This is a genomic window from Acidovorax sp. NB1 (genome assembly GCF_005405905.1).
Taxonomy (GTDB): domain Bacteria; phylum Pseudomonadota; class Gammaproteobacteria; order Burkholderiales; family Burkholderiaceae_C; genus Acidovorax.
Map to the genome: position 1 here is coordinate 250,067 of NZ_BJHU01000030.1, position 19,524 is coordinate 269,590.

Below are 19,524 nucleotides of genomic sequence, written 5' to 3' on the forward strand. Positions count from 1 at the left end.
TGTAACAAGGCCTGAGAGGTGACGTGCGCAGTACGAGCCGCTTTGGCTTGCTGCGAAGTTCGCTACGTTTTCAATAGCAGCCTGCAACCATCCACAGCGCGCAGACTGCCTATTTGATCCAAAAATCAGCTCACAGCTTGGCGATGGACACCTCGGTGGACTTGACCAGCGCCACCACATCGGAGCCCACGGCAAGGCCCAGGTCGTCCACCGAGCGGGTGGTGATGACAGAGGTGACGATGCCCCAGGGGGTTTCGACATCGACCTCAGAGACGACATCGCCGCGAATGATCTCGCGCACTTTGCCCTTGAACTGGTTGCGAACGTTGATGGCTTGGATGGACATGGGGTTCTCCTAAAAAGTCCGTTGACGAAAACAATGAGGAATTCCGGATCACTCAGCGTTGAACGCTGCGCTCGGAACTGGCGCGCTCCAGGCCAGTGCCACCGTGGAACTGGCTTTGCCAGGCCACCGGTGGCGTTCCCCTCCCGAAGGAGAGGGGGAAGGCGCGAAGCGACTCAGGGGGTGCTTCTTTCATTCACACCGCCCAGCGCAGCCCGTGGGCGGGCACGCCGGGCCAGGTGGGTTCGGGGGTGGGCTCCACGTCGGGCTTTTGCAGCACGCGGTCGAGGATGCGTTTTTCAAGCTGCGCAAAGGCCGCCTCGCCGTGCACGCGCGGGCGTGGCAGGTCGATGCGCTGGTCCAGTGCGATCTGGCCGTCTTCGATCAGGATCACGCGGTCGGCCAGGGCCACGGCCTCCTGCACGTCGTGGGTGACCAGCAATGCGGTAAAGCCTGACTGGCGCCACAGGCCTTCGATGAGGCGGTGCATCTCGATGCGGGTGAGCGCATCGAGCGCGCCCAGGGGTTCGTCCAGCAGCAAGAGGCGTGGGTTGTGCACCAGCGCACGCGCCAGGGCCACACGCTGGCGCTGGCCGCCCGACAGGCGCGCGGGCCACTCGCCCAGCCGGTCGCCCAGGCCCACGCGGGCCAGCACATCGGCTGCGGCACCACGCTGCGCGGGCGGCAGGCCCAGGGCCACGTTGTCCTGCACACGTTTCCAGGGCAGCAGGCGCGCGTCCTGGAACATGATGCGGGTGCTGCTGCTCAAGCCGTCCACCGGGTCACCGTCAATGCGAATGACGCCGCCCGACACCGATTCCAGCCCCGCCACCAGGCGCAGCAGCGTGCTTTTGCCGCAGCCGCTGCGGCCCACGATGGCGACGAACTCGCCGGGCTCAATGACCAGCTCGGTCTTCTTGAGCACGTCGCGTGTGCCATAGCGTTTGTCTACGCCGCGCACTTCCAGGCGCACACCCTGGTGCTGCTGTTGTGGTGAAAAATTTGTAGTCAAAATGGCCTCCTGCGCCTGTCCATCAAGCGCTAGCAGCTATAAAAATGTGAGTATTCAGGCGCTCAAAGCAGGCATCACGCCTGATAACCGGGATGCCAGCGGAGCCAGTAACGTTCGAGCCCCTTGGCAAACACGTCGGCCAGCTTGCCCAGCAAGGCGTAGAGCAGGATGCCCACGAGCACGATGTCGGTCTGCAGAAACTCGCGCGCATTCATCGTGAGGTAGCCAATGCCCGCCTGTGCCGAGATGGTCTCGGCCACGATCAGGATCACCCACATCAGTCCCAGCGAGAACCGCAGCCCCACCAGGATGCTGGAGAGCGCGCCGGGCAGGATGATCTGCTGGTACAGCTGCCAGCGGCTGAGGCCATAGGTGCGCCCCATCTCGATCAGCCCCGGGTCCACATTGCGGATGCCGTGGAAGGTGTTGAGGTAGATCGGGAAGAACACCGACACGCTGATGAGGAACAGCTTGGCCGACTCGTCAATGCCAAACCACAGGATCACGAGCGGGATGAGCGCCAGCGCGGGGATGTTGCGCACCATCTGGATGGTGGAGTCGAGCAGCGTCTCGAACAGCTTGATGGAGCCCGTGAGCAGGCCCAGCAGCAGCCCCAGGCCGCCGCCAATTGCCAGCCCGGCCAGCGCACGGCCCGCGCTGACCTTGACGTGGGTCCACAGCTCGCCCGAGGCGGCCAAGGTCCAGGCGGCCTTGACGACCTCCAGCGGCGCAGGCAACACGCGGGTAGAGAGCCAGCCTTGCGACGAGGCGATCTGCCACAACACGATGAGGCCCACGGGCACGGCCCAGGGCAGCAGGCGCTGCGCAATCTGCCTGGCCAAGCGCGCGACGGGTGCGGGCAGCAAGGGCCCTTCGATAGGCAGGTCCACCGCGTCGGCCAGCGGGGATACCTGCAGTTCTCTGATGGTCTGTGTCATGGGACAGGTTCCGTTGGGGTTCAGGTTCGGGCCAGCTCAGCTTTGCGACGCACGTGGCACGAAGTCGTTGGCCACGGTTTCGCCAAACGGGCCCAACGGGTTGCCAAACAAGGGGTTGCCGCTGGCGAGCTGGTTGCGCAATGGCAAGGGCAGCAGCGGGAAGACCAGTTCGGCAAAGCGATACGCCTCGTCCAGGTGCGGGTAGCCCGACAGCACAAACGTGTCCAGCCCCAGCGCGGCGTATTCCTCGATGCGTGCGGCCACCGTCTGCGGGTCGCCCACCAGGGCGGTGCCCGCGCCGCCGCGCACCAGGCCCACGCCCGCCCACAGGTTGGGGCTGATCTCCAGGTCCTTGCGGCTGCGTTTGGCGCCACCGGCGTGCAGCGCAGCCATGCGGCGCTGGCCCTCGGAATCCATGCGCGCAAACACGGCCTGGGCGCGCACCACTGTGTCGTCATCCACATGGCTGATGAGTTCTTCGGCAGCGGCCCAGGCCTGTGCGTCGGTCTCGCGCACGATGACGTGCAGGCGGATGCCGAAGTTGACGGTGCGGCCATGTTTTGCGGCGCGCGCACGCACGTCTGCCAACTTCTTCGCCACTTCGGCCGGTGGCTCGCCCCAGGTCAGGTAGGTTTCGACCTGCTCGGCCGCCAGGTCGTGCGCGGCGGGCGACGAGCCGCCAAAGTACACGGGCGGGTGCGGCTGCTGCAGCGGCGGAAAGAGCAGCTTGGCGCCCTTCACCGACAGGTGCTGGCCTTCAAAGTCCAGGCTTTCGCCCCGGTGGCTGCGCGCCAGAATTTCGCGCCAGATGCGGATGAACTCGGCCGACTGTTCGTAGCGCGTGGCGTGGTCCAGAAAAACGCCGTCGCCCTCCAGCTCGGCCTGGTCGCCACCTGTGACCAGGTTGATGAGCAAGCGCCCGCCCGAGAGCCGGTCGAACGTGGCCGCCATGCGGGCCGCCAGCGCGGGCTGGTGCAGACCGGGGCGCACCGCCACCAGAAACTTGAGGTTGCGCGTGACGGGCAACAGGCTGGACGCGACCACCCAAGGGTCTTCGCACGAGCGGCCGGTGGGAATGAGCACACCTTCGTAGCCCAGGCTGTCGGCGGCCACGGCCACTTGCTTGAGGTAGTCGTGGTTGAGCTGGCGCGCGCCTTTGGCGGTGCCCAGGTAGCGGCTGTCGCCATGGGTGGGGATGAACCAGAAAATTTTCATGGATGCCTCGGGGTAGGTATTCGATGGACTCAACGAGCGCATGCGGCTCAGGGCCTGGCGCTGGCAGCCGCCAACTGCGCTGCCGCAGGCCGCCACACGATGTCGGCCACGTTCACGGGTTTGGGGATCAGGCCGAGCTTGAAAAACGCATCGGCCACGCGCTGCTGGTCGGCCACGGTGGCGGGCGAGAGCAGGCCCACGGGTGATGAGGGGCGGCGCTGGATGAACAGGCTCACCACGCCCGCGTCCAGGCCGCTGAAGTCGGCAATCAGCTTGATCGCGTCCTTGCGCGCCTCTTGCGCCAGGCGGTCGGCGCGGCTGAGTTCTTCAAACAGCACACGCAGCACCTGCGGGTGGGCTTGCACAAACGGGCGGGCCGCCAGGTAGAACGAGTTGTTGCTGCTGGCAAGGTCGCGGCCCGTGGCCAGCACGCGGGGCTGGATGGCGAGTTCGGTGGCGGCGTAAAACGGGTCCCAGATGGCCCAGACGTCCACGCTCTTGCGCTCGAACGCGGCGCGCGCATCGGCCGGGGCCAGGTACACGGGCTGGATATCAGCCCACTGCAGGCCCGCGCGCTCCACGGCACGCACCAGCAGGTAGTGGGCGCTGCTGCCCTTTTGCACGGCAATGCGGCGACCCTTGAGGTCGGCCAGGGTGCGCAGGGGCGAGTCCTTGAGCACCAGCAGGGCCGAGCTGTCGGGCTTGGGCGGCTCGGCGCCCACGTAGAGCAGGTCTTTGCCAGCGGCCTGCGCAAACACGGGGGGCGAGTCGCCAGTCAGGCCAAATTCGAGGCTGCCGACCGACAGCGCTTCGAGCAATTGCGGCCCGGCCGGGAACTCCAGCCAGCTCACGCGGGTGCCGGGGAAGCGCTTCTCCAGCACACCCTGCTGCTTGAGGATGACCAGGTTGACGGCCGACTTCTGGTAGCCGATGCGCAGTTGCTCGGGACCTGGCACGGCGGGGCTTTGGGCGTGGGCGTAGCGGCTGGCCAGCACCCAGTGGAAGGCGGTGACGCCCAGCAGTTGCAGCGCGCGGCGGCGCTCGTTGCTCAGGGAAAGGTGGGCCATGGTGACTCCTTTCAGTGCGGTGCTACCAGGCCCTCAAAGGTCCACCGGCGCGGCGTGCAGCAGGTTGAGCTTTTTGGGGATGAGCTTGAGGTCGAAGAAGGTGTCGGCAATCGCCTGCTGCTCGGCCAGGATCTCGCGCGTGACGGGCGCGGTGCCAAAACGGGCGCGGTTCAGGTACAGCTCGGTGATGGATTTGTCGAGGCCCAGCACAGCCGACAGCTCGGCAGCGGCGGCGTCCTTGTTTTTGGACGCCCAGGTGTCGATGGCGTTGACCTCTTCGATCGCGATGCGCAGCACATCGGCGTTCTTGGTGGAGAACTCGCGCGAGGTGAAGTAGTAGGCGCGGTTGTTGACCACGCCCGTGGCGTCGGCCAGCAGGCGGGCGTCCAGCGTCTTTTGCGCGGCGGCGAGGAACGGGTCCCAGATGATCCAGGCATCGACCGCGCCGCGCTCAAACGCGGCCCGCGCGTCGGCCGGGGCCAGAAAGACGGACTGCACGTCGCCGTATTTCAGGCCGTGCTTCTCCAGCAACTTGACCAGGAAGTACTGCACGTTGGAGCCCTTGTTGTAGGCCACGCGCTTGCCCTTGAGGTCGGCCACGCTGCGGATGGGCGAGTCCTTGGGCACGATCACCGCCTCCAGTGCGGGGCGCGGCACCGTGGCACCGGCGTACACCAGCGGCGCACCCGCAGCCTGGGCAAAGATGGGCGGGGCTTCGCCCACATCGCCAAAGTCGATGGAGCCGACGTTGAGGGCTTCGAGCTGCACGGGGCCGGCGTTGAATTCGGTCCAAGTGACCTTCACCCCCAACGGAGCCAGGCGCTTTTCGAGCGTGCCACGGCCCTTCAGGATGGAGAGCCAGCCCTTTTGGTGGCCCACACGCAGAACGCGGGGCGCGCCAGAGGCCTGGGCCCAAGAGGTGGTAGGGAGCGCTGCCGCAGCGGCGGTGGCAGCACTGGCGGCCAGCAGGTGGCGGCGTTGCAGGGAGAAGCGGTTCAGTTCATTCATGGTGCGGGTTCCAGCAGCAAATCGGGTGGGTGGAGCACCGGGCGGGCTGGCAGCAGGCGGCACACCGCCCTGCCCGCGCACCCGGCGCAGCAAAAATCAAAAATGGAAACGAAGGGGGAAGGAAGGTGGCGCTGGCACTGCGGGCCTGCCGCAGCGCCGGGCCCGCGTCAGACGCTACATCGCACCTGCGAGAACGGCACCGGCGCAAACCGGGTGGCCTGGGCGGGCGATGGGCGCAGGGTTTCGGTCACCAGCACGTTCACCGCGTCGTCCAGCCGGGCGGCAATGTCGGCCTGCACGTGGTAGGTGCCCTCGGGCGTGAGCGCGACCTGGGCGTCGGTGGCGTAGATGCCGGGCAGGATGCTTTTGGCGCCCAGCGACTGCAGCACGGGGCGCAGCGCATAGTCCAGCGCCAGCATGTGGTGCGGGCTGCCGCCCGTGGCCAGGGGCAGCACGGTCTTGCCCTTGAGGGCGGTTTGCGGCAGCAGATCCAGAAACACCTTGAGCACGCCGCTGTAGGCCGCCTTGTAGACCGGGGTGGCCACCACCAGCACACTGGCGTCGGCCACCTGGTCGATGGCATGCACCACCGTGGGGTGCCCAAAGTCGGCCAGCAGCAGCGCCTGGGGCGAGAGGTCGCGGATGTGGATGCGGTCCACCAGCGCACCGCGCACCGAGAGGCGCTGGGCCACGGCGTCGAGCAAGGCGGCGGAGCGGGAGCGCTCCGAGGGGCTGCCGGCGATGAGCAAGGCGGACATGGTGTGGACTCCTTGAATACTACTGTTTTGATAGCTATCAGCGCTTGATGGACGCGCGCAGAAGGCTGTTTTTTCTTATAAAAAGGACGTGCAGCACCCCACCCGGCCCACAGGGGCTGGGTTTCCTTCATGAAGACGGGGGCTACCTTGCCGCGCGCAGAGGCGGGCAGGCTTGCTGGCTTACTTACCTGCTCACTTGCGTGTGTAGATCTGGTCGAAGCTCGCGTTGTCGGCAAAGTGATCCTTGGCCGCCTTGTCCCAGCCACCAAACGCGTCGTTGATGGTGAACAGGTTCAGCTTGGGGAACTGCTTGGCGTACTTGGCTTTGGCCTTGTCGGACACGGCGGGGCGGTAGAAGTGTTTGCCCGCAATGTCCTGGCCTTCTTCGGTGTAGAGGTACTGCAGGTAGGCCTCGGCCACAGCGCGGGTGCCCTTCTTGTCCACGTTCTTGTCCACCACCGAGACGGCAGGCTCGGCCAGGATGGAGATCGAGGGGGCGATCACGTCGAACTTGGTGCCGAACTCTTTTTCGAGCAGGTAGGCCTCGTTCTCCCAGGCGATCAGCACGTCGCCCTGGTTGCGCTGCGCAAACGTGATGGTGGAGCCGCGCGCGCCGGTGTCCAGCACGGGCACGTTGCCATACAGCTTGGCCACGAAGTCCTTGGCCTTGGCGTCACCGCCATATTTGCGCTTGGCGAATTCCCACGCGGCCAGGTAGTTCCAGCGCGCGCCGCCCGAGGTCTTGGGGTTGGGCGTGATCACCTTCACGTCGGCCCGCACCAGGTCGTCCCAGTCCTTGATGCCCTTGGGGTTGCCCTGGCGCACCACCAGCACGATGGTCGAGGTGTAGGGCGAGCTGTTGTGTGGCAGGCGCTTTTGCCAGTCCTTGGGGATCCAGCCGCCGTTGGTGTGCAGCGCATCGGTGTCGCCTGCCAGGGCCAGCGTGGCCACATCGGCGTCCAGCCCGTCGATGATGGAGCGGGCCTGTTTGCCCGAGCCACCGTGGCTTTGCTTGATGGTCACGTCCTGGCCGGTCTTGGCCTTCCAGTGCTTGGCAAAGGCCTGGTTGAAGTCCACATACAGCTCGCGTGTCGGGTCGTACGACACATTGAGCAGCGTCACAGACTGCGCAAACGACGGCAATGCCGTCAGGGCCAAACTGCCCACCAGGGCGGCGGCGAAGGGAAACTTGATAAAGTCGCGGCGAAAGTTCATGGAAGGGCCTCTTTTATGAATGTGTTGCGGTGCAAAACACCGATGGAACGCATTCTGGAAGGCCCTCTTCAAAACTGGAACTACTGAGATTTCAGTTCTTAATATCCAAATCATCTGAGCGAAGCCTTTTTTCGCTCGCTTCCACTACAAGGAATTCCCATGGCACGCACCGTTCAATGCATCAAGCTCGGCAAGGAAGCCGAAGGCCTCGACTTTCCGCCCTACCCCGGCGAACTGGGCAAACGAATCTGGGAAAGCGTGAGCAAGGAAGCCTGGGCGGGCTGGCTCAAGCACCAGACCATGCTGGTCAATGAAAACCGGCTGAACCTGGCGGATGCGCGGGCCCGCCAATATCTGGCACGACAGATGGAAAACCACTTTTTTGGCGGCGGTGCAGACGCTGCGGCGGGTTACGTCCCGCCCAGCGCGTAACGGAGCGACGCGAAGTGCAGCGCTGCAAGAAATGGTTTCGCCAAAATCACTTCTTTGGCGGCGGTGCAGACGCTGCGGCGGGTTACGTCCCGCCCAGCGCATGACGCAGCGCAACGCACCCCGGAGCGGTTCGCGGTAAAACCCGCCTTCCCTTTCCAACAGGCCGGCGCCACGCCGGCCTTTTGCCGTTCCCATGACTGAACCCATCGAGTGGCTGCCGGACGGCACCCCCTACAGCCCCCGCTTCGGCGACCGCTACCACAGTGAAAACGGCGGCCTCACCCAGGCCAGCCGCGTGTTTCTGCACGGCTGCGGCCTGCCCGAGGCCTGGGCCGGGCAGCCGCAGTGGCGCATTCTGGAAACCGGATTCGGCTTTGGCCTGAACTTCCTGGTGACCTGGGCCGCCTGGCGGGCCGACCCAGAGCGCCCCACGCTGCTGCACTTTGTATCGACCGAGGCCTGGCCTGTGAGCGCGGCCGACCTGCTGCGCGCCACCTCGGTCCACCCCGACCTGGCCCCGCTGGCCGAAGCACTGCACCAGCAATGGTGGGGCCTGCTGCCGGGCGTGCACTGCCTGCGTTTTGACGAGGGCCGCGTGCTGCTCACCCTGTATGTGGGCGACACCCAGGCCATGCTGCGCCAGCAGAGCCTGACGGTGGACTCCATCTACCTCGACGGCTTCAGCCCCCAGCGCAACCCCGACAGCTGGGACCTGCACACCCTGAAGGCCGTGGCGCGCTGTTGCCGGCGCGGCACCCAGCTGGCTACCTGGACCATCGCCCGCGCTGTGCGTGATGCGCTGGCGCAATGTGGCTTTGAAGTGAACCGCGTGCCCGGCGTGCCACCCAAGCGCGACAACCTGCATGCCACCTACAACCCCTCCTGGGAGCCGCGCACGTCTCGCCAGGCGGGGGCCGCGCCGGCACCCTCCCCGCCCGGCCCCTGCATCGTGATCGGTGGCGGCATTGCGGGCGCAGCCGCCGCTGCCAGCCTGGCCCGGCGCGGCTGGCAAGTCACGGTGCTGGACCAGGCACCCGAGCCTGCATCAGGCGCCTCGGCGCTGCCTGCCGGGGTGTTCGCCCCCCATGTGTCGCCCGACGACAGCGTGCTGTCGCGCCTGTCGCGCAGCGGCATCCGCACCACGCTGGAGCAGGCACGCTGGCTGCTGAACGAGGGTGCGGACTGGGCGCATTGCGGCGTGCTGGAGCACCGCACCGATGGCAGCCCCGGCCTGTCACCCACTTGGACGCAAGGGCCAGGCGCCGCCTGGAGCGAGCCTGCGCCATCTGCGGCCCTGGCCGCTGCCCAGTTGCCGCCTGACGCGACCGCCTGCTGGCACCACCAGGCGGGCTGGGTGCGCCCGGCGCGCCTGGCCAAAGCCTTGCTGGGTCAGCCTGGCATTCAATGGCGGGGGAATTGCGCAGTGGCCCAGTTGCGGCGTGCAGAGTCACCCGCCACCGCTCACGGCCCGGCTGATACCACCTGGCAGGCGCTCGATGCCGAGGGCCAGGTGCTGGCCGAGGCGCCCACCGTGGTCATTGCCGCAGGCGCGGGCAGCCTGGCCCTGCTGAACCACCGCTGGCCGCTGCAGCCGGTGCGCGGGCAGGTGTCGTGGGGCGTGCATACCGATCCGGCAACGCCGCTGCGGCCATGGATTCCGTTTCCGGCCAATGGCAACGGCAACCTGGTGCCCCGCTTCCCGCTGGGCAATCAAGCCGATGGAGACCAAGGCTGGGTGATGGGCTCCACCTTCGAGCGCGATGTGCAGGCCCTGCCGCCGACCGATGCCGACATCCACGCTGCCCACGCCACCAACTGGGCCAAGCTGCAGGACCTGCTGCCCGGCATCGCCCCCCAGCTGGAACCCCTGTTCGCCCGGGCGCTGAACGCTCCGGCGCCCCAGCCCGCCCCCGGCGAGCCCCCCGCCCTGCGCACCTGGGCTGCCGTGCGCTGCACCGCACCCGACCGCCTGCCCATCGTGGGCCCCGTGGCTGCGGCCCTGCTGCCGGGCCTGTGGGCCAGCACGGCCATGGGCGCGCGCGGGCTGACGCTGGCACTTTTGTGCGGCGAGCTGCTGGCCGCCCGCCTGCAGGGCGAGCCGCTGCCGCTGGATGCGCGGCTGGCGAAGGCGCTGGGCACCGAGCGCCTGCAGTAGCTCCAGCGCGGCAGGCGGCCCCAGCAGCCACCCTGCCAGCCCGCGCCAATCCTTGCTTATAAACAAATAGACATATTGGCAGAGCAAAACAATAGTTTGCATCCATAAGAAGCCCCTCTACATTCGCCGCCATGCATGAATTGGCGTTTGTTTTTGCGGGCTTTGCCGTCGGGCTCATCGTGGGCCTGACGGGTGTGGGCGGTGGCTCGCTCATGACGCCGATCCTGATCTTCTTCTTTGGCGTGAAGCCCCACATGGCCGTGGGCACCGACCTGCTGTTTGCGGCCTTCACCAAGATGGGCGGCACCGTGAGCCTGGCCCGCCAGCGCCTGGTGCCCTGGAAAGTGGTGGGCCAGCTGTGTGCAGGCAGCATTCCGGCCGCGCTGCTCGCGCTGTGGGCGCTCAAGGTGATGGGCCCGGCCAGCGGCGCTGCGCAAGCCATCATGACGACCACGCTGGGCTTTGCCCTGCTGCTCACCGCAGCGGCCACGCTTTACAAGGTGATTGCCTTTTCCGCCCAGCGCCAGGCAGCCGAAGCGGCCGCCCGCAAAACCCAGACCGGCGACCCCACCCGCCCCCGCCACTGGAGCCTGCCCGTGCTGCTGGGCGCCGTGATTGGCACGCTGGTCACCTTCACCTCGGTGGGCGCAGGCGCCATCGGTGTCACGGTGCTGCTGCTGGTCTACCCCTTGCTGCCGCTGCCGCGCATCATCGGCGCCGACATTGCCTATGCCGTGCCCTTGACCCTGGTGGCGGGCCTGGGCCATGCCTCACTGGGCTCGGTGGACTGGCCTTTGCTTGCACAATTGCTGGCTGGCTCGCTGCCGGGCATCTGGCTGGGTTCGCGCCTGGTCACCCGCACACCCGAGCGCCTGATTCGCTCCGCCTTGTCCATTCTGCTGGCCTGGGCAGGCTTCAAACTGATTCTGATCTGAGTCCCCTATGTACCAATACACCGCCTTCGACACCCAGTTCGTCAAGCAACGCGCCGCGCAGTTCCGTGACCAGCTCACGCGCTGGCAGACCGGCAAGCTGAGCGAAGACGACTTCCGCCCCCTGCGCCTGCAAAACGGCTGGTACGTGCAGCGCTACGCGCCCATGCTGCGCGTGGCCGTGCCCTATGGCGAGATCGCCAGCCGCCAGCTGCGCGTGCTGGCGCAGATTGCCCGCGAATACGACGAGCCCGAAGCGGCAGTCTTCAAGGCCGCCATGGAAGGCCAGGGCAAGCTGGGCACCACCTTTTTGCCCAAGAACTGCGCCCACTTCACCACCCGCACCAATGTGCAGTTCAACTGGATTCCGCTGTCCAAAAGCGCCGACGTGATGGACCTTCTGGCCAGCGTTCAGCTCCACGGCATCCAGACCAGCGGCAACTGCATCCGCAACACCACCACCGATGCCCTGGCAGGCATCGCGGTGGATGAGATCGTGGACCCACGCCCTTATGCGGAGCTGATCCGCCAGTGGTCCACGCTGCACCCCGAGTTCGCGTTTTTGCCCCGCAAGTTCAAGATCGCCATCACCGGCGCCAAGGACGACCGCGCTGCCACCGGCTGGCACGACGTGGGCCTGCACCTGGTCAAGAACGATGCGGGTGAGATCGGCTTCAAGGTCTTTGTGGGCGGTGGCATGGGCCGCACTCCGGTGATTGGCACCGTGATCCGCGAGTTCCTGCCCTGGAACCAGATCATGAATTACATCGAGGCCATCGTGCGCGTGTACAACGAGCACGGCCGCCGCGACAACAAGTACAAGGCCCGCATCAAGATTCTGGTGAAGTCCGAAGGCCAGCAGTACATCGACGATGTGGAAGCCGAATACGGCCAGATTCTGGAGATTGACGGTGGCCCCCACACCATCCCGCAGGCCGAATTTGACCGCGTGGCCGCCTGCTTTGTGGCCCCGAAGTTGGCTGACATTGCCGACGTGGCGCCAGAGGCCCTGCAAGCCCAGCTGGACGCCCAGGCCGCAGAACACGTGATGTTTGGCCGCTGGCTGCAGCGCAATGTGCACGCGCACCAGAACCCCCAATTGCGTGCCGTGACGCTGTCGTTCAAGCGCCCTGGCCAGTCGCCCGGCGATGCCACCAGCGACCAGCTCATCGCCCTGGCCGACCTCGTGGACAAGTATTCCGCCGGTGAAGCCCGCGTGACGCACGACCAGAACGTGCTGCTGCCCTGGGTGCACGCCAGCCGCCTGTTCGACCTGTGGAACGAGGCCAAGGCCCTGGGCCTGGCCAGCGCCAACGTGCAGTTGCTCACCGACATGATCGCCTGCCCCGGTGGCGACTTCTGCGCGCTGGCCAACGCCCGCTCGCTGCCGATTGCCGAAGCCATCACCCAGCGTTATCAAGACCTGGACGAGCTGGACGACATCGGTGAGATCGACCTGCACATCAGCGGCTGCATCAACAGCTGCGGCCACCACCACAGCGGCCACATCGGCATCCTGGGCGTCGATAAGGACGGCAAGGAGTGGTACCAGGTCACGCTGGGCGGCTCCGATGGCTCCGACCTGTCGGGCGCTGCCGTGGCGGGCAAGGTGATCGGCCCCTCGTTCTCGGCGGCCGAAGTGCCCGACGTGATCGAGGCGGTGCTCAGCACCTACCGCGACCTGCGCGAAAGCGGCGAAACCTTCCAGGCGGCCGTGCGCCGCGCGGGCCTGGACCCGTTCAAGGAAGCCGCAAAGCTTGCCCGCCACAAAGAACCAGAAACCGCCGCTGCCTGAGCTGGCACCCGATAGACCAGCCCACAGCCCAGCCCCACAGACAAGATGTTGAAACTACTCGCCGCCCAAGACCACCAGCCGCCTGCAGAGGGCGATGCCCGCACGGTGGCCCTGCCCAACGATGCCGACGCCCTGGCCCTGCCACTGGAAGGCGTGGCCCGTGTGGACCTGCATTTCCCCAGCTTCACCGATGGCCGCGCGTTCAGCCAGGCGTTTTTGCTGCGCCGCCGCCGCGGCTTTGCGGGCGAGATCCGCGCCACGGGCGACGTGCTGATCGACCAGCTGGTGCAGATGCAGCGCACGGGCTTCAGCAGCGCCGTGCTGCGCGAGGGCGTGGACCCCGCCGATGCCCAGCGCCAGTTTGAAATGTTCCCTGGCTTCTACCAGGGCGACGCCGTCAACCCCCAGCCGCTGTTTGCCGGCAAGGCCGCCTGAACGGCAGCCCGGCCCCCGCCTTCCTGAGCCCCACACCATGAGCCAATTCGATCTCGCACGCATCAACGCCGAACTCGGCCACAACGCAGAAGGCCTCGTCGCCTGGGCGTTGGGCCTGGGCCAGCGCCCCATCGTCACCACCAACTTCCGCCCCTTCGAGGCAGTGATCCTGCACATGGTCACGCAGGTCAACCCCGATGTGCCCGTGGTCTGGATGGACAACGGCTACAACACCGAAGCCACCTACCGCTTTGCCGACGAAGTGACGAAGCAACTGGGCCTGAAGCTGCAGATCTATCTGCCCCGCCGCTCGCGCGCGCACCGCGAAGCCGTGGAAGGCCCCACGCCCGCGCTGGACGACCCACGCCACACCGCCTTCACCGAAGAAGTCAAGCTGGAGCCCTTCACCCGCGCCCTGCGCGAGACCGCGCCCCAGGTGTGGTTCACCGCCCTGCGCGCCACCGACACCGCCGTGCGCGCCCAGATGGACCCGGTCAGCATCAACCCCGACGGCCTCATCAAGGTGGCGCCGCTGCTGCACTGGTCGTCCAAGGACCTGCACGAGTACTGCGTGAAGCACGGCCTGCCCAACAACTTCGACTACGTGGACCCGACCAAGGGCGAAGACAACCGCGAGTGCGGTCTTCACATTGCGCACTGAGCACCCAGCTCCGCCCAACCCGCATCCGACCATGAACGCCCGCACCGATGCTGCGCTGCTGCAGAACGACAACAACATGAGCTACCACCTGAACAACTCGCACCTGGACGCGCTGGAAGAAGAAACCATCTTCATCCTGCGCGAAGTCGCCGCCGCCTTCGAGCGCCCCACCCTGCTGTTCTCGGGCGGCAAGGATTCGTTGGTGATGCTCAAGTGCGCTGAAAAAGCCTTTGGCGCGGGCCGTATCCCCTACCCGCTGCTCATGATCGACACGGGCCACAACTTCCCTGAGGTGACGGACTTCCGTGACTTCCGCGCGAAGGAACTGGGTGCCGAGCTGATCGTGCGAAGCGTGGAGGACTCGATGGCACGCGGCACCGTGCGCCTGTCCCACCCGGGCGAATCGCGCAACGTGCACCAGTCGGTCACGCTGCTCGAAGCGATTGAGGAATTCCGCTTTGACGCCCTGATCGGCGGCGCCCGCCGCGACGAAGAAAAGGCGCGTGCCAAAGAGCGCATCTTCAGCCATCGCGACAGCTTCGGCCAATGGCAGCCCAAGGCCCAGCGCCCCGAGCTGTGGACCCTGTTCAACACCCGCCTGCAGCCCAATGAACACTTCCGCGTGTTCCCCATCAGCAACTGGACCGAACTCGATGTGTGGCAGTACATCGACCGCGAGAACATCGCGCTGCCCAGCATCTACTACACGCACAAGCGCCAGGTGGTGGACAAGAAGGGCCTGTTAATGCCCGTGACCGAGTTGACCCCGCCGCGCGACGGCGATGTGGTGGAAACGCGCGATGTGCGCTTCCGCACCGTGGGCGACATCACCTGCACCGCACCGGTGGAGAGCACGGCCGCTACGCCGGCCGAGATCGTCATCGAGACCCTGGCCGCCGATGTGAGCGAGCGCGGCGCCACGCGCATGGACGACAAGACTTCCGACGCTTCGATGGAGAAGCGTAAAAAAGACGGCTATTTCTGAGACGGGTATTTCTGATGACTACTATCAATTCAATAGCTGCCAACGCTCACCAGACAGGCGACAAGGCCCAAAACGACCATGTTTCCGCCCTCAAGTTCATCACCTGCGGCAGCGTGGATGACGGCAAGAGCACGCTGATCGGCCGCCTGCTGGTGGACAGCAAGGCCGTGCTGCAGGACCACCTGGCCGGCGTGCAGCGCCAGGGCGAGACCGACCTGGCGCTGCTGACCGACGGCCTCTCCGCCGAGCGCGAGCAAGGCATCACCATCGACGTGGCCTACCGCTACTTCGCCACCGAAGAGCGCAAGTTCATCATCGGCGACGCACCCGGCCACGAGCAGTACACCCGCAACATGGTCACGGCTGCGAGCAGCGCCGACGCCGCCGTGGTGCTGGTCGATGCGACCAAGCTCGACTGGAAAAACGCCGACCTCGCCCTGCTGCCCCAGACGCGCCGCCACAGCCTGCTGGCCCACCTGCTGCGCGTGCATTCGCTGGTGTTTGCCGTGAACAAGCTCGACGCCGTGGAAGACCCAGCACTGGCCTGGAAGCACATCCAGGGCGCGCTGCAGTCCTTCGCGCAGGCCGCAGGCATCACCGTGCGCGCCACGGTGCCCGTGTCCGCCCTCAAGGGCTGGAACGTGGTTGATGCCCACGCAGGCTGGTGCGGCTACGAAGGCCCCACGCTGCTGCAGGTGCTCGAAGTGCTGCCCAACACGCCTGCCGACACGGCGCTGGCCCCCGCCTTCCCTGTGCAGTGGGTCGAGAAGTTCTCGTCGTCGTCCGACACCAGCCAGGGCCGCCGCGTGTTCTGGGGCCGCGTGGCTGCTGGCAGTTTTGCGCCCGGCACCGCCGTGCAGGTCTTCCCCAGCGGCCAGCTGGCCACCGTGGCCCAGGTGCTGGACCACGCCCGCCGCCCCACCGATGTGCCCGCAGGCACCAGCGCAGGCATCATCCTCGACCGCGAGGTGGACGTGTCGCGCGGCGACTGGATCCTGGCCGCGCCCACGTCAGCCACCGCGCCTGCTGCCGACGACGACTTTGGCGACACGCCCGCCGCCACCCCGGCCTGGCCCGCCAGCCGCGAGCTGCAAACCACCATCGCCTGGATGGACGACGAGCCCCTGGTCGCTGGCCGCGTGTACTGGGCGCTGCACGGCCACCGCTGGGTCAAGGCCAAGGTCAAGGCCGTGGTGCACAAACTCAACATCAACACGCTGGCCGAAGAAAACGCCACGCAGCTCGACCCCAACGCCATTGGCCATGTCCAGCTCGTGCTGCAAGAGGCCATCCCGGCCGCCGCGTTTGGCACCGCCCGCGTGCTGGGCTCGCTGATCCTGGTGGACACCGCCAGCCACAAGACCGCTGGCGCCGTGCTGGTCAACTGATCCAAATCAGCACCCCAACCCCCAGTCACCCCATCAGGGTGAGGGACCCTGTAACCAAAGGTCGGTGAAAGCTTTTAAAATCGAGGGTTTTCACCGACCCACACAACTCCTGTCATGACCCACGTCGTCTCCGAAAACTGCATCAAGTGCAAGTACACCGATTGTGTGGACGTGTGCCCCGTGGACTGCTTCCGCGAAGGCCCGAACATGCTCGTCATCGATCCTGACGAATGCATCGACTGCGCCGTCTGCATCCCCGAGTGCCCGGCCAACGCCATCTTTGCCGAAGAAGACCTGCCGGCAGACCAGATCGCCTTCATCAAGCTCAACGCTGACCTGGCCTTTGCCGACGGTTGGAAGAGCATCACCAAGCGCAAGCCCGCACTGCCCGACGCCGACGAGTGGAACGGTAAGCCCGGCAAGGTCAACGACCTGATCAAGTGACCCCCCTGAGTCGCTTCGCGCCATCCCCCAAGGGGGACGCCACCCGTGGCCTGGCAAAGCCAGTTCCACGGTGGCACTGGCTTGGGGCCGCGCCAGTATCGGTCGCCGCGCGCATGGTGGCACCGGCATGATTCAAGAAACCGACGCCGTCGTCATCGGCGCAGGCCCCGTGGGCCTGTTCCAAGTCTTCCAGTTGGGCCTGCAAGGCATCACCGCCTCTGTCATCGACGCCCTGCCCCATACGGGCGGCCAGTGCGTCGAGCTGTATGGCGACAAACCCATCTACGACATTCCGGGCATCCCGGTCTGCACAGGGCGCGAGCTGGCGGATCTTTTGCTGCGGCAGATCGCGCCGTTCAAGACCCAGTGGCACCTGAACACGCTGGTATCGGCCCTCATGGTGCAGCCTGACGGGCGCCTGTTGGTCGAAACACCCCAAGGCGCGAAGCTTCTGGCCCGCAGCGTGTTCATTGCTGCAGGCGTGGGCGCCTTTGTGCCGCGTACGCTCAAGGTGGACGGCATCGAGCGGTTTGCAGGCACCCAGCTGCACTACCAGAACCTACCCGCCAGCCTGGATGTGAGCGGCCTCCATGTGGTCGTGCACGGCGGGGACGAGCCCGCTGTGGCCCGCGCCGTGGAGCTGGCCGAGCAAGGCCAGGCCGCCCGCGTGAGCCTGCTGCACCGCCGCGATGTGTTCCAGGCCCCGGATGTGCTGCTGCAGCGCCTGCAGCAACTCCGCGATGCGGGGCGCATCCAGGTCGAGGCTGCGCAGATCACCGGCATCGACACTGCGGGCGACCGCCTCACCGCACTACAAGTCGTGAATGCGGACGGTAGCACCCGTGCCCTGGCGCTGGACGTGCTGGTGGCGGTGCTGGGCATCTCGCCCCGCCTCGGTCCCATTGCCGATTGGGGCATCGCCATGGACCGCAAACAGCTGGTGGTGGACACCGAGTGCTTCCGCACCAGCGTGCCGGGCATCTACGCCGTGGGCGACATCAACACCTACCCCGGCAAGCGCAAGCTCATCCTGTGCGGCTTCCACGAAGCCACACTGGCCGCCTTTGGCGCGGCTGAGGCGCTCAAGGGCGACAAGGTGGCGTTGCAATACACCACCACCAGCCCACGCCTACACCAGTTGCTGGGGGTGTCGCCGGTGCCTGCATCTGCCCCTTCCGTCGGCGCATAGTCCTGGCGCGTCAGGGCAGCGCTACGTCAAGGCAGCACGGCGCGCCCACAAATAAGCACAAAATGTCCAAAAGGCGCGCAGGCGCCCGGCACGATGCGTCTCCATCCACCCACCAGGAGCGCACCATGAGCCAACAACCCCTTCAATCCATCTGGGACACCTACACCGCGTCGTGGAAGACCGACTCGGCTGCAGACAGGGAGACCCTGTTTTCCCAGTCCCTCGACCCGGACTGCACCTACAACGACCCGCTGGCCACCGCCCAGGGCTGGAGCCAGCTCACCGCCTACATGGACGACTTCCACCGCCAGGTGCCGGGCGGCCATTTTGTGACCCACTACTTCGCCAGCCACAACCAGCAAAGCATTGCCAAATGGAACATGCTGGATGGCAGCGGACAGGTGATCGGGGAAGGCGTGAGCTATGGCCGGTACAACGACCAGAACCGGCTGGTTGCCATGACCGGCTTTTTTGACACCCCTTGAACGGACGGATGCCACCGTGCTCTATCTCCGGCAAATCCAAGAGGGCATCGACTTCATCGAAGCCCATCTCGAATCCGACATCCAGCTCAGCGAGGTGGCACGGGCGGCGGGGATGAGCCAGTGGCACTTCCAGCGCATCTTCAAGGCCCTGACCAACGAGACCCTCAAGACCTACATCCGGTCACGGCGGTTCTCCCGGGCGCTGGAGCAGCTGACCAGCACGCGGCTGAGCGTGCTCGACATTGCGCTGGCGTCAGGGTACGAGACGCAGGAGAGCTTTACGCGCGCGTTCCGCGATTGTTTTCGGATCACGCCGTCGCAGTACCGCAAGATGGGCAACCGCTCGCTGTTCGTGCGCAAGATCCGGTTCGATACAAGCTACATCGCACACCTGCACCACAACATCTCCCTGGTGCCCGACATCCGGGAGCAGCCTGCCATGCAGCTGGTCGGGCTGCCCACGGACTACTACGGCATCGACTCCGAAAAGAACAACCTGGGCCAGAAGCTGCCGCCCCTGTGGGCACAGTTCCTGCCCCGGCTGGGCGAGATCGAGCACACCGTGGTCGGGGTCTGCTATGGCGTCGTGGCGCCGGCGGGGCCCCACACCGAAGAACTGCGCTACCTGGCGTGCATCGAAGTGCAGGACCTCGGCACGCTGCCGCAGGGTATGGTGGCGATGGAAATCCCCGCATCCACCTACGCACGCTTCACCCACCGGGGCCCCGCACAGAATATCGACGCAACGGTGAACTACATCTATGCGAGCTGGCTGCTATCGGCCGACCATGCGCACACTTTGGGGCCGGATCTGGAAATCTACGGCGCCCAGTACCACCCGACATCCGGCGACTCGGTGATGCACTACGCGATCCCCATTGGCCGCCCCGCTCCCTGAGCGCCCCACTACAATGGCGCCGCGCTCCCCCAGGAGCGCCCACGCTAGGGGTGTCGGGACCGGGCCACCGGAACCGACTGAGAGAGTCCCTTTGAACCTGATTGAGATCATCCTCGCGCAGGGAAGCATGTCTGTTCTGGCCAGCCTCTGAGTGATCTCGGGCCGTGCT

General features: G+C 66.2%; 20 protein-coding genes and 1 riboswitch. Of the genes, 12 read left to right on the top strand and 8 right to left on the bottom strand.

Annotation, left to right across the window (positions count from 1 at the left end; translation table 11 throughout):
* Positions 1-130: 130 nt before the first annotated feature.
* The 8 genes from AvAM_RS16375 to AvAM_RS16410 all read right to left on the bottom strand — a co-directional run bounded on the left by AvAM_RS16375 (position 131) and on the right by AvAM_RS16410 (position 7,556).
* Positions 131-346: a molybdopterin-binding protein gene (locus AvAM_RS16375; RefSeq protein WP_094437412.1), complete on the bottom strand. Its 216-nt coding sequence runs from the start codon at positions 344-346 to the stop codon at positions 131-133.
* Positions 347-539: 193 nt separating this feature from the next.
* Positions 540-1,355, bottom strand: coding sequence for an ATP-binding cassette domain-containing protein (locus tag AvAM_RS16380; RefSeq protein WP_137748036.1), 816 nt, complete (start codon positions 1,353-1,355; stop codon positions 540-542).
* 74 nt (positions 1,356-1,429) lie between these two features.
* Positions 1,430-2,293, bottom strand: a complete 864-nt coding sequence (gene ssuC, locus AvAM_RS16385; RefSeq protein ID WP_137748037.1) for an aliphatic sulfonate ABC transporter permease SsuC — start codon at positions 2,291-2,293, stop codon at positions 1,430-1,432.
* A gap of 36 nt (positions 2,294-2,329) precedes the next feature.
* Positions 2,330-3,508 (bottom strand): FMNH2-dependent alkanesulfonate monooxygenase, encoded by a 1,179-nt coding sequence (ssuD, locus tag AvAM_RS16390; protein WP_137748038.1) that lies wholly within the window; start codon positions 3,506-3,508, stop codon positions 2,330-2,332.
* Between the two features lie 47 nt (positions 3,509-3,555).
* Positions 3,556-4,575, bottom strand: coding sequence for a sulfonate ABC transporter substrate-binding protein (locus tag AvAM_RS16395; protein WP_137748039.1), 1,020 nt, complete (start codon positions 4,573-4,575; stop codon positions 3,556-3,558).
* 33 nt (positions 4,576-4,608) lie between these two features.
* Positions 4,609-5,583 carry a sulfonate ABC transporter substrate-binding protein gene (locus AvAM_RS16400; RefSeq protein WP_137748040.1) on the bottom strand — a complete coding sequence of 325 codons (975 nt, stop codon included), beginning with the start codon at positions 5,581-5,583 and terminating at the stop codon, positions 4,609-4,611.
* Positions 5,584-5,750: 167 nt separating this feature from the next.
* On the bottom strand, positions 5,751-6,341 hold the full coding sequence (ssuE, locus tag AvAM_RS16405; protein ID WP_137748041.1) for an NADPH-dependent FMN reductase: 591 nt from the start codon (positions 6,339-6,341) through the stop codon (positions 5,751-5,753).
* Between the two features lie 192 nt (positions 6,342-6,533).
* The gene (locus AvAM_RS16410) at positions 6,534-7,556 is read right to left on the bottom strand and encodes a sulfate ABC transporter substrate-binding protein (RefSeq protein ID WP_137748042.1); all 1,023 of its coding nucleotides are present in this window, start codon (positions 7,554-7,556) and stop codon (positions 6,534-6,536) included.
* A gap of 159 nt (positions 7,557-7,715) precedes the next feature.
* Here AvAM_RS16410 and AvAM_RS16415 point away from each other — a divergent pair, with 159 nt between their 5' ends.
* The 12 genes from AvAM_RS16415 to AvAM_RS16470 all read left to right on the top strand — a co-directional run bounded on the left by AvAM_RS16415 (position 7,716) and on the right by AvAM_RS16470 (position 19,355).
* Entirely contained in the window at positions 7,716-7,988 is a 273-nt protein-coding gene (locus AvAM_RS16415) for an oxidative damage protection protein (protein ID WP_010461281.1), read from the top strand.
* A 193-nt stretch (positions 7,989-8,181) separates the two neighbouring features.
* Positions 8,182-10,143, top strand: a complete 1,962-nt coding sequence (gene mnmC, locus AvAM_RS16420) for an FAD-dependent 5-carboxymethylaminomethyl-2-thiouridine(34) oxidoreductase MnmC (protein ID WP_137748043.1) — start codon at positions 8,182-8,184, stop codon at positions 10,141-10,143.
* Positions 10,144-10,274: 131 nt separating this feature from the next.
* Positions 10,275-11,078 carry a sulfite exporter TauE/SafE family protein gene (locus tag AvAM_RS16425; protein WP_137748044.1) on the top strand — a complete coding sequence of 268 codons (804 nt, stop codon included), beginning with the start codon at positions 10,275-10,277 and terminating at the stop codon, positions 11,076-11,078.
* 7 nt (positions 11,079-11,085) lie between these two features.
* Positions 11,086-12,870 carry a nitrite/sulfite reductase gene (locus AvAM_RS16430; RefSeq protein ID WP_137748045.1) on the top strand — a complete coding sequence of 595 codons (1,785 nt, stop codon included), beginning with the start codon at positions 11,086-11,088 and terminating at the stop codon, positions 12,868-12,870.
* A gap of 48 nt (positions 12,871-12,918) precedes the next feature.
* The gene (locus AvAM_RS16435; RefSeq protein WP_137748121.1) at positions 12,919-13,305 is read left to right on the top strand and encodes a DUF934 domain-containing protein; all 387 of its coding nucleotides are present in this window, start codon (positions 12,919-12,921) and stop codon (positions 13,303-13,305) included.
* Between the two features lie 37 nt (positions 13,306-13,342).
* Positions 13,343-13,966: a phosphoadenosine phosphosulfate reductase family protein gene (locus tag AvAM_RS16440; protein WP_137748046.1), complete on the top strand. Its 624-nt coding sequence runs from the start codon at positions 13,343-13,345 to the stop codon at positions 13,964-13,966.
* Between the two features lie 31 nt (positions 13,967-13,997).
* A complete protein-coding gene (gene cysD / locus AvAM_RS16445) occupies positions 13,998-14,951 on the top strand; it encodes a sulfate adenylyltransferase subunit CysD (RefSeq protein ID WP_137748047.1) in 954 nt (317 codons plus the stop codon).
* 14 nt (positions 14,952-14,965) lie between these two features.
* Complete coding sequence (locus tag AvAM_RS16450) at positions 14,966-16,339, top strand: sulfate adenylyltransferase subunit 1 (RefSeq protein ID WP_137748048.1); 1,374 nt, start codon at positions 14,966-14,968, stop codon at positions 16,337-16,339.
* A gap of 114 nt (positions 16,340-16,453) precedes the next feature.
* The gene (gene fdxA / locus AvAM_RS16455) at positions 16,454-16,783 is read left to right on the top strand and encodes a ferredoxin FdxA (RefSeq protein ID WP_137748049.1); all 330 of its coding nucleotides are present in this window, start codon (positions 16,454-16,456) and stop codon (positions 16,781-16,783) included.
* Positions 16,784-16,910: 127 nt separating this feature from the next.
* Positions 16,911-17,972, top strand: coding sequence for an NAD(P)/FAD-dependent oxidoreductase (locus AvAM_RS16460; protein WP_137748050.1), 1,062 nt, complete (start codon positions 16,911-16,913; stop codon positions 17,970-17,972).
* A gap of 125 nt (positions 17,973-18,097) precedes the next feature.
* Positions 18,098-18,457, top strand: coding sequence for a nuclear transport factor 2 family protein (locus tag AvAM_RS16465; RefSeq protein WP_137748051.1), 360 nt, complete (start codon positions 18,098-18,100; stop codon positions 18,455-18,457).
* Positions 18,458-18,473: 16 nt separating this feature from the next.
* Positions 18,474-19,355: an AraC family transcriptional regulator gene (locus AvAM_RS16470; RefSeq protein WP_137748052.1), complete on the top strand. Its 882-nt coding sequence runs from the start codon at positions 18,474-18,476 to the stop codon at positions 19,353-19,355.
* A 36-nt stretch (positions 19,356-19,391) separates the two neighbouring features.
* Positions 19,392-19,496, top strand: a riboswitch (TPP riboswitch).
* Positions 19,497-19,524 lie beyond the last annotated feature (28 nt).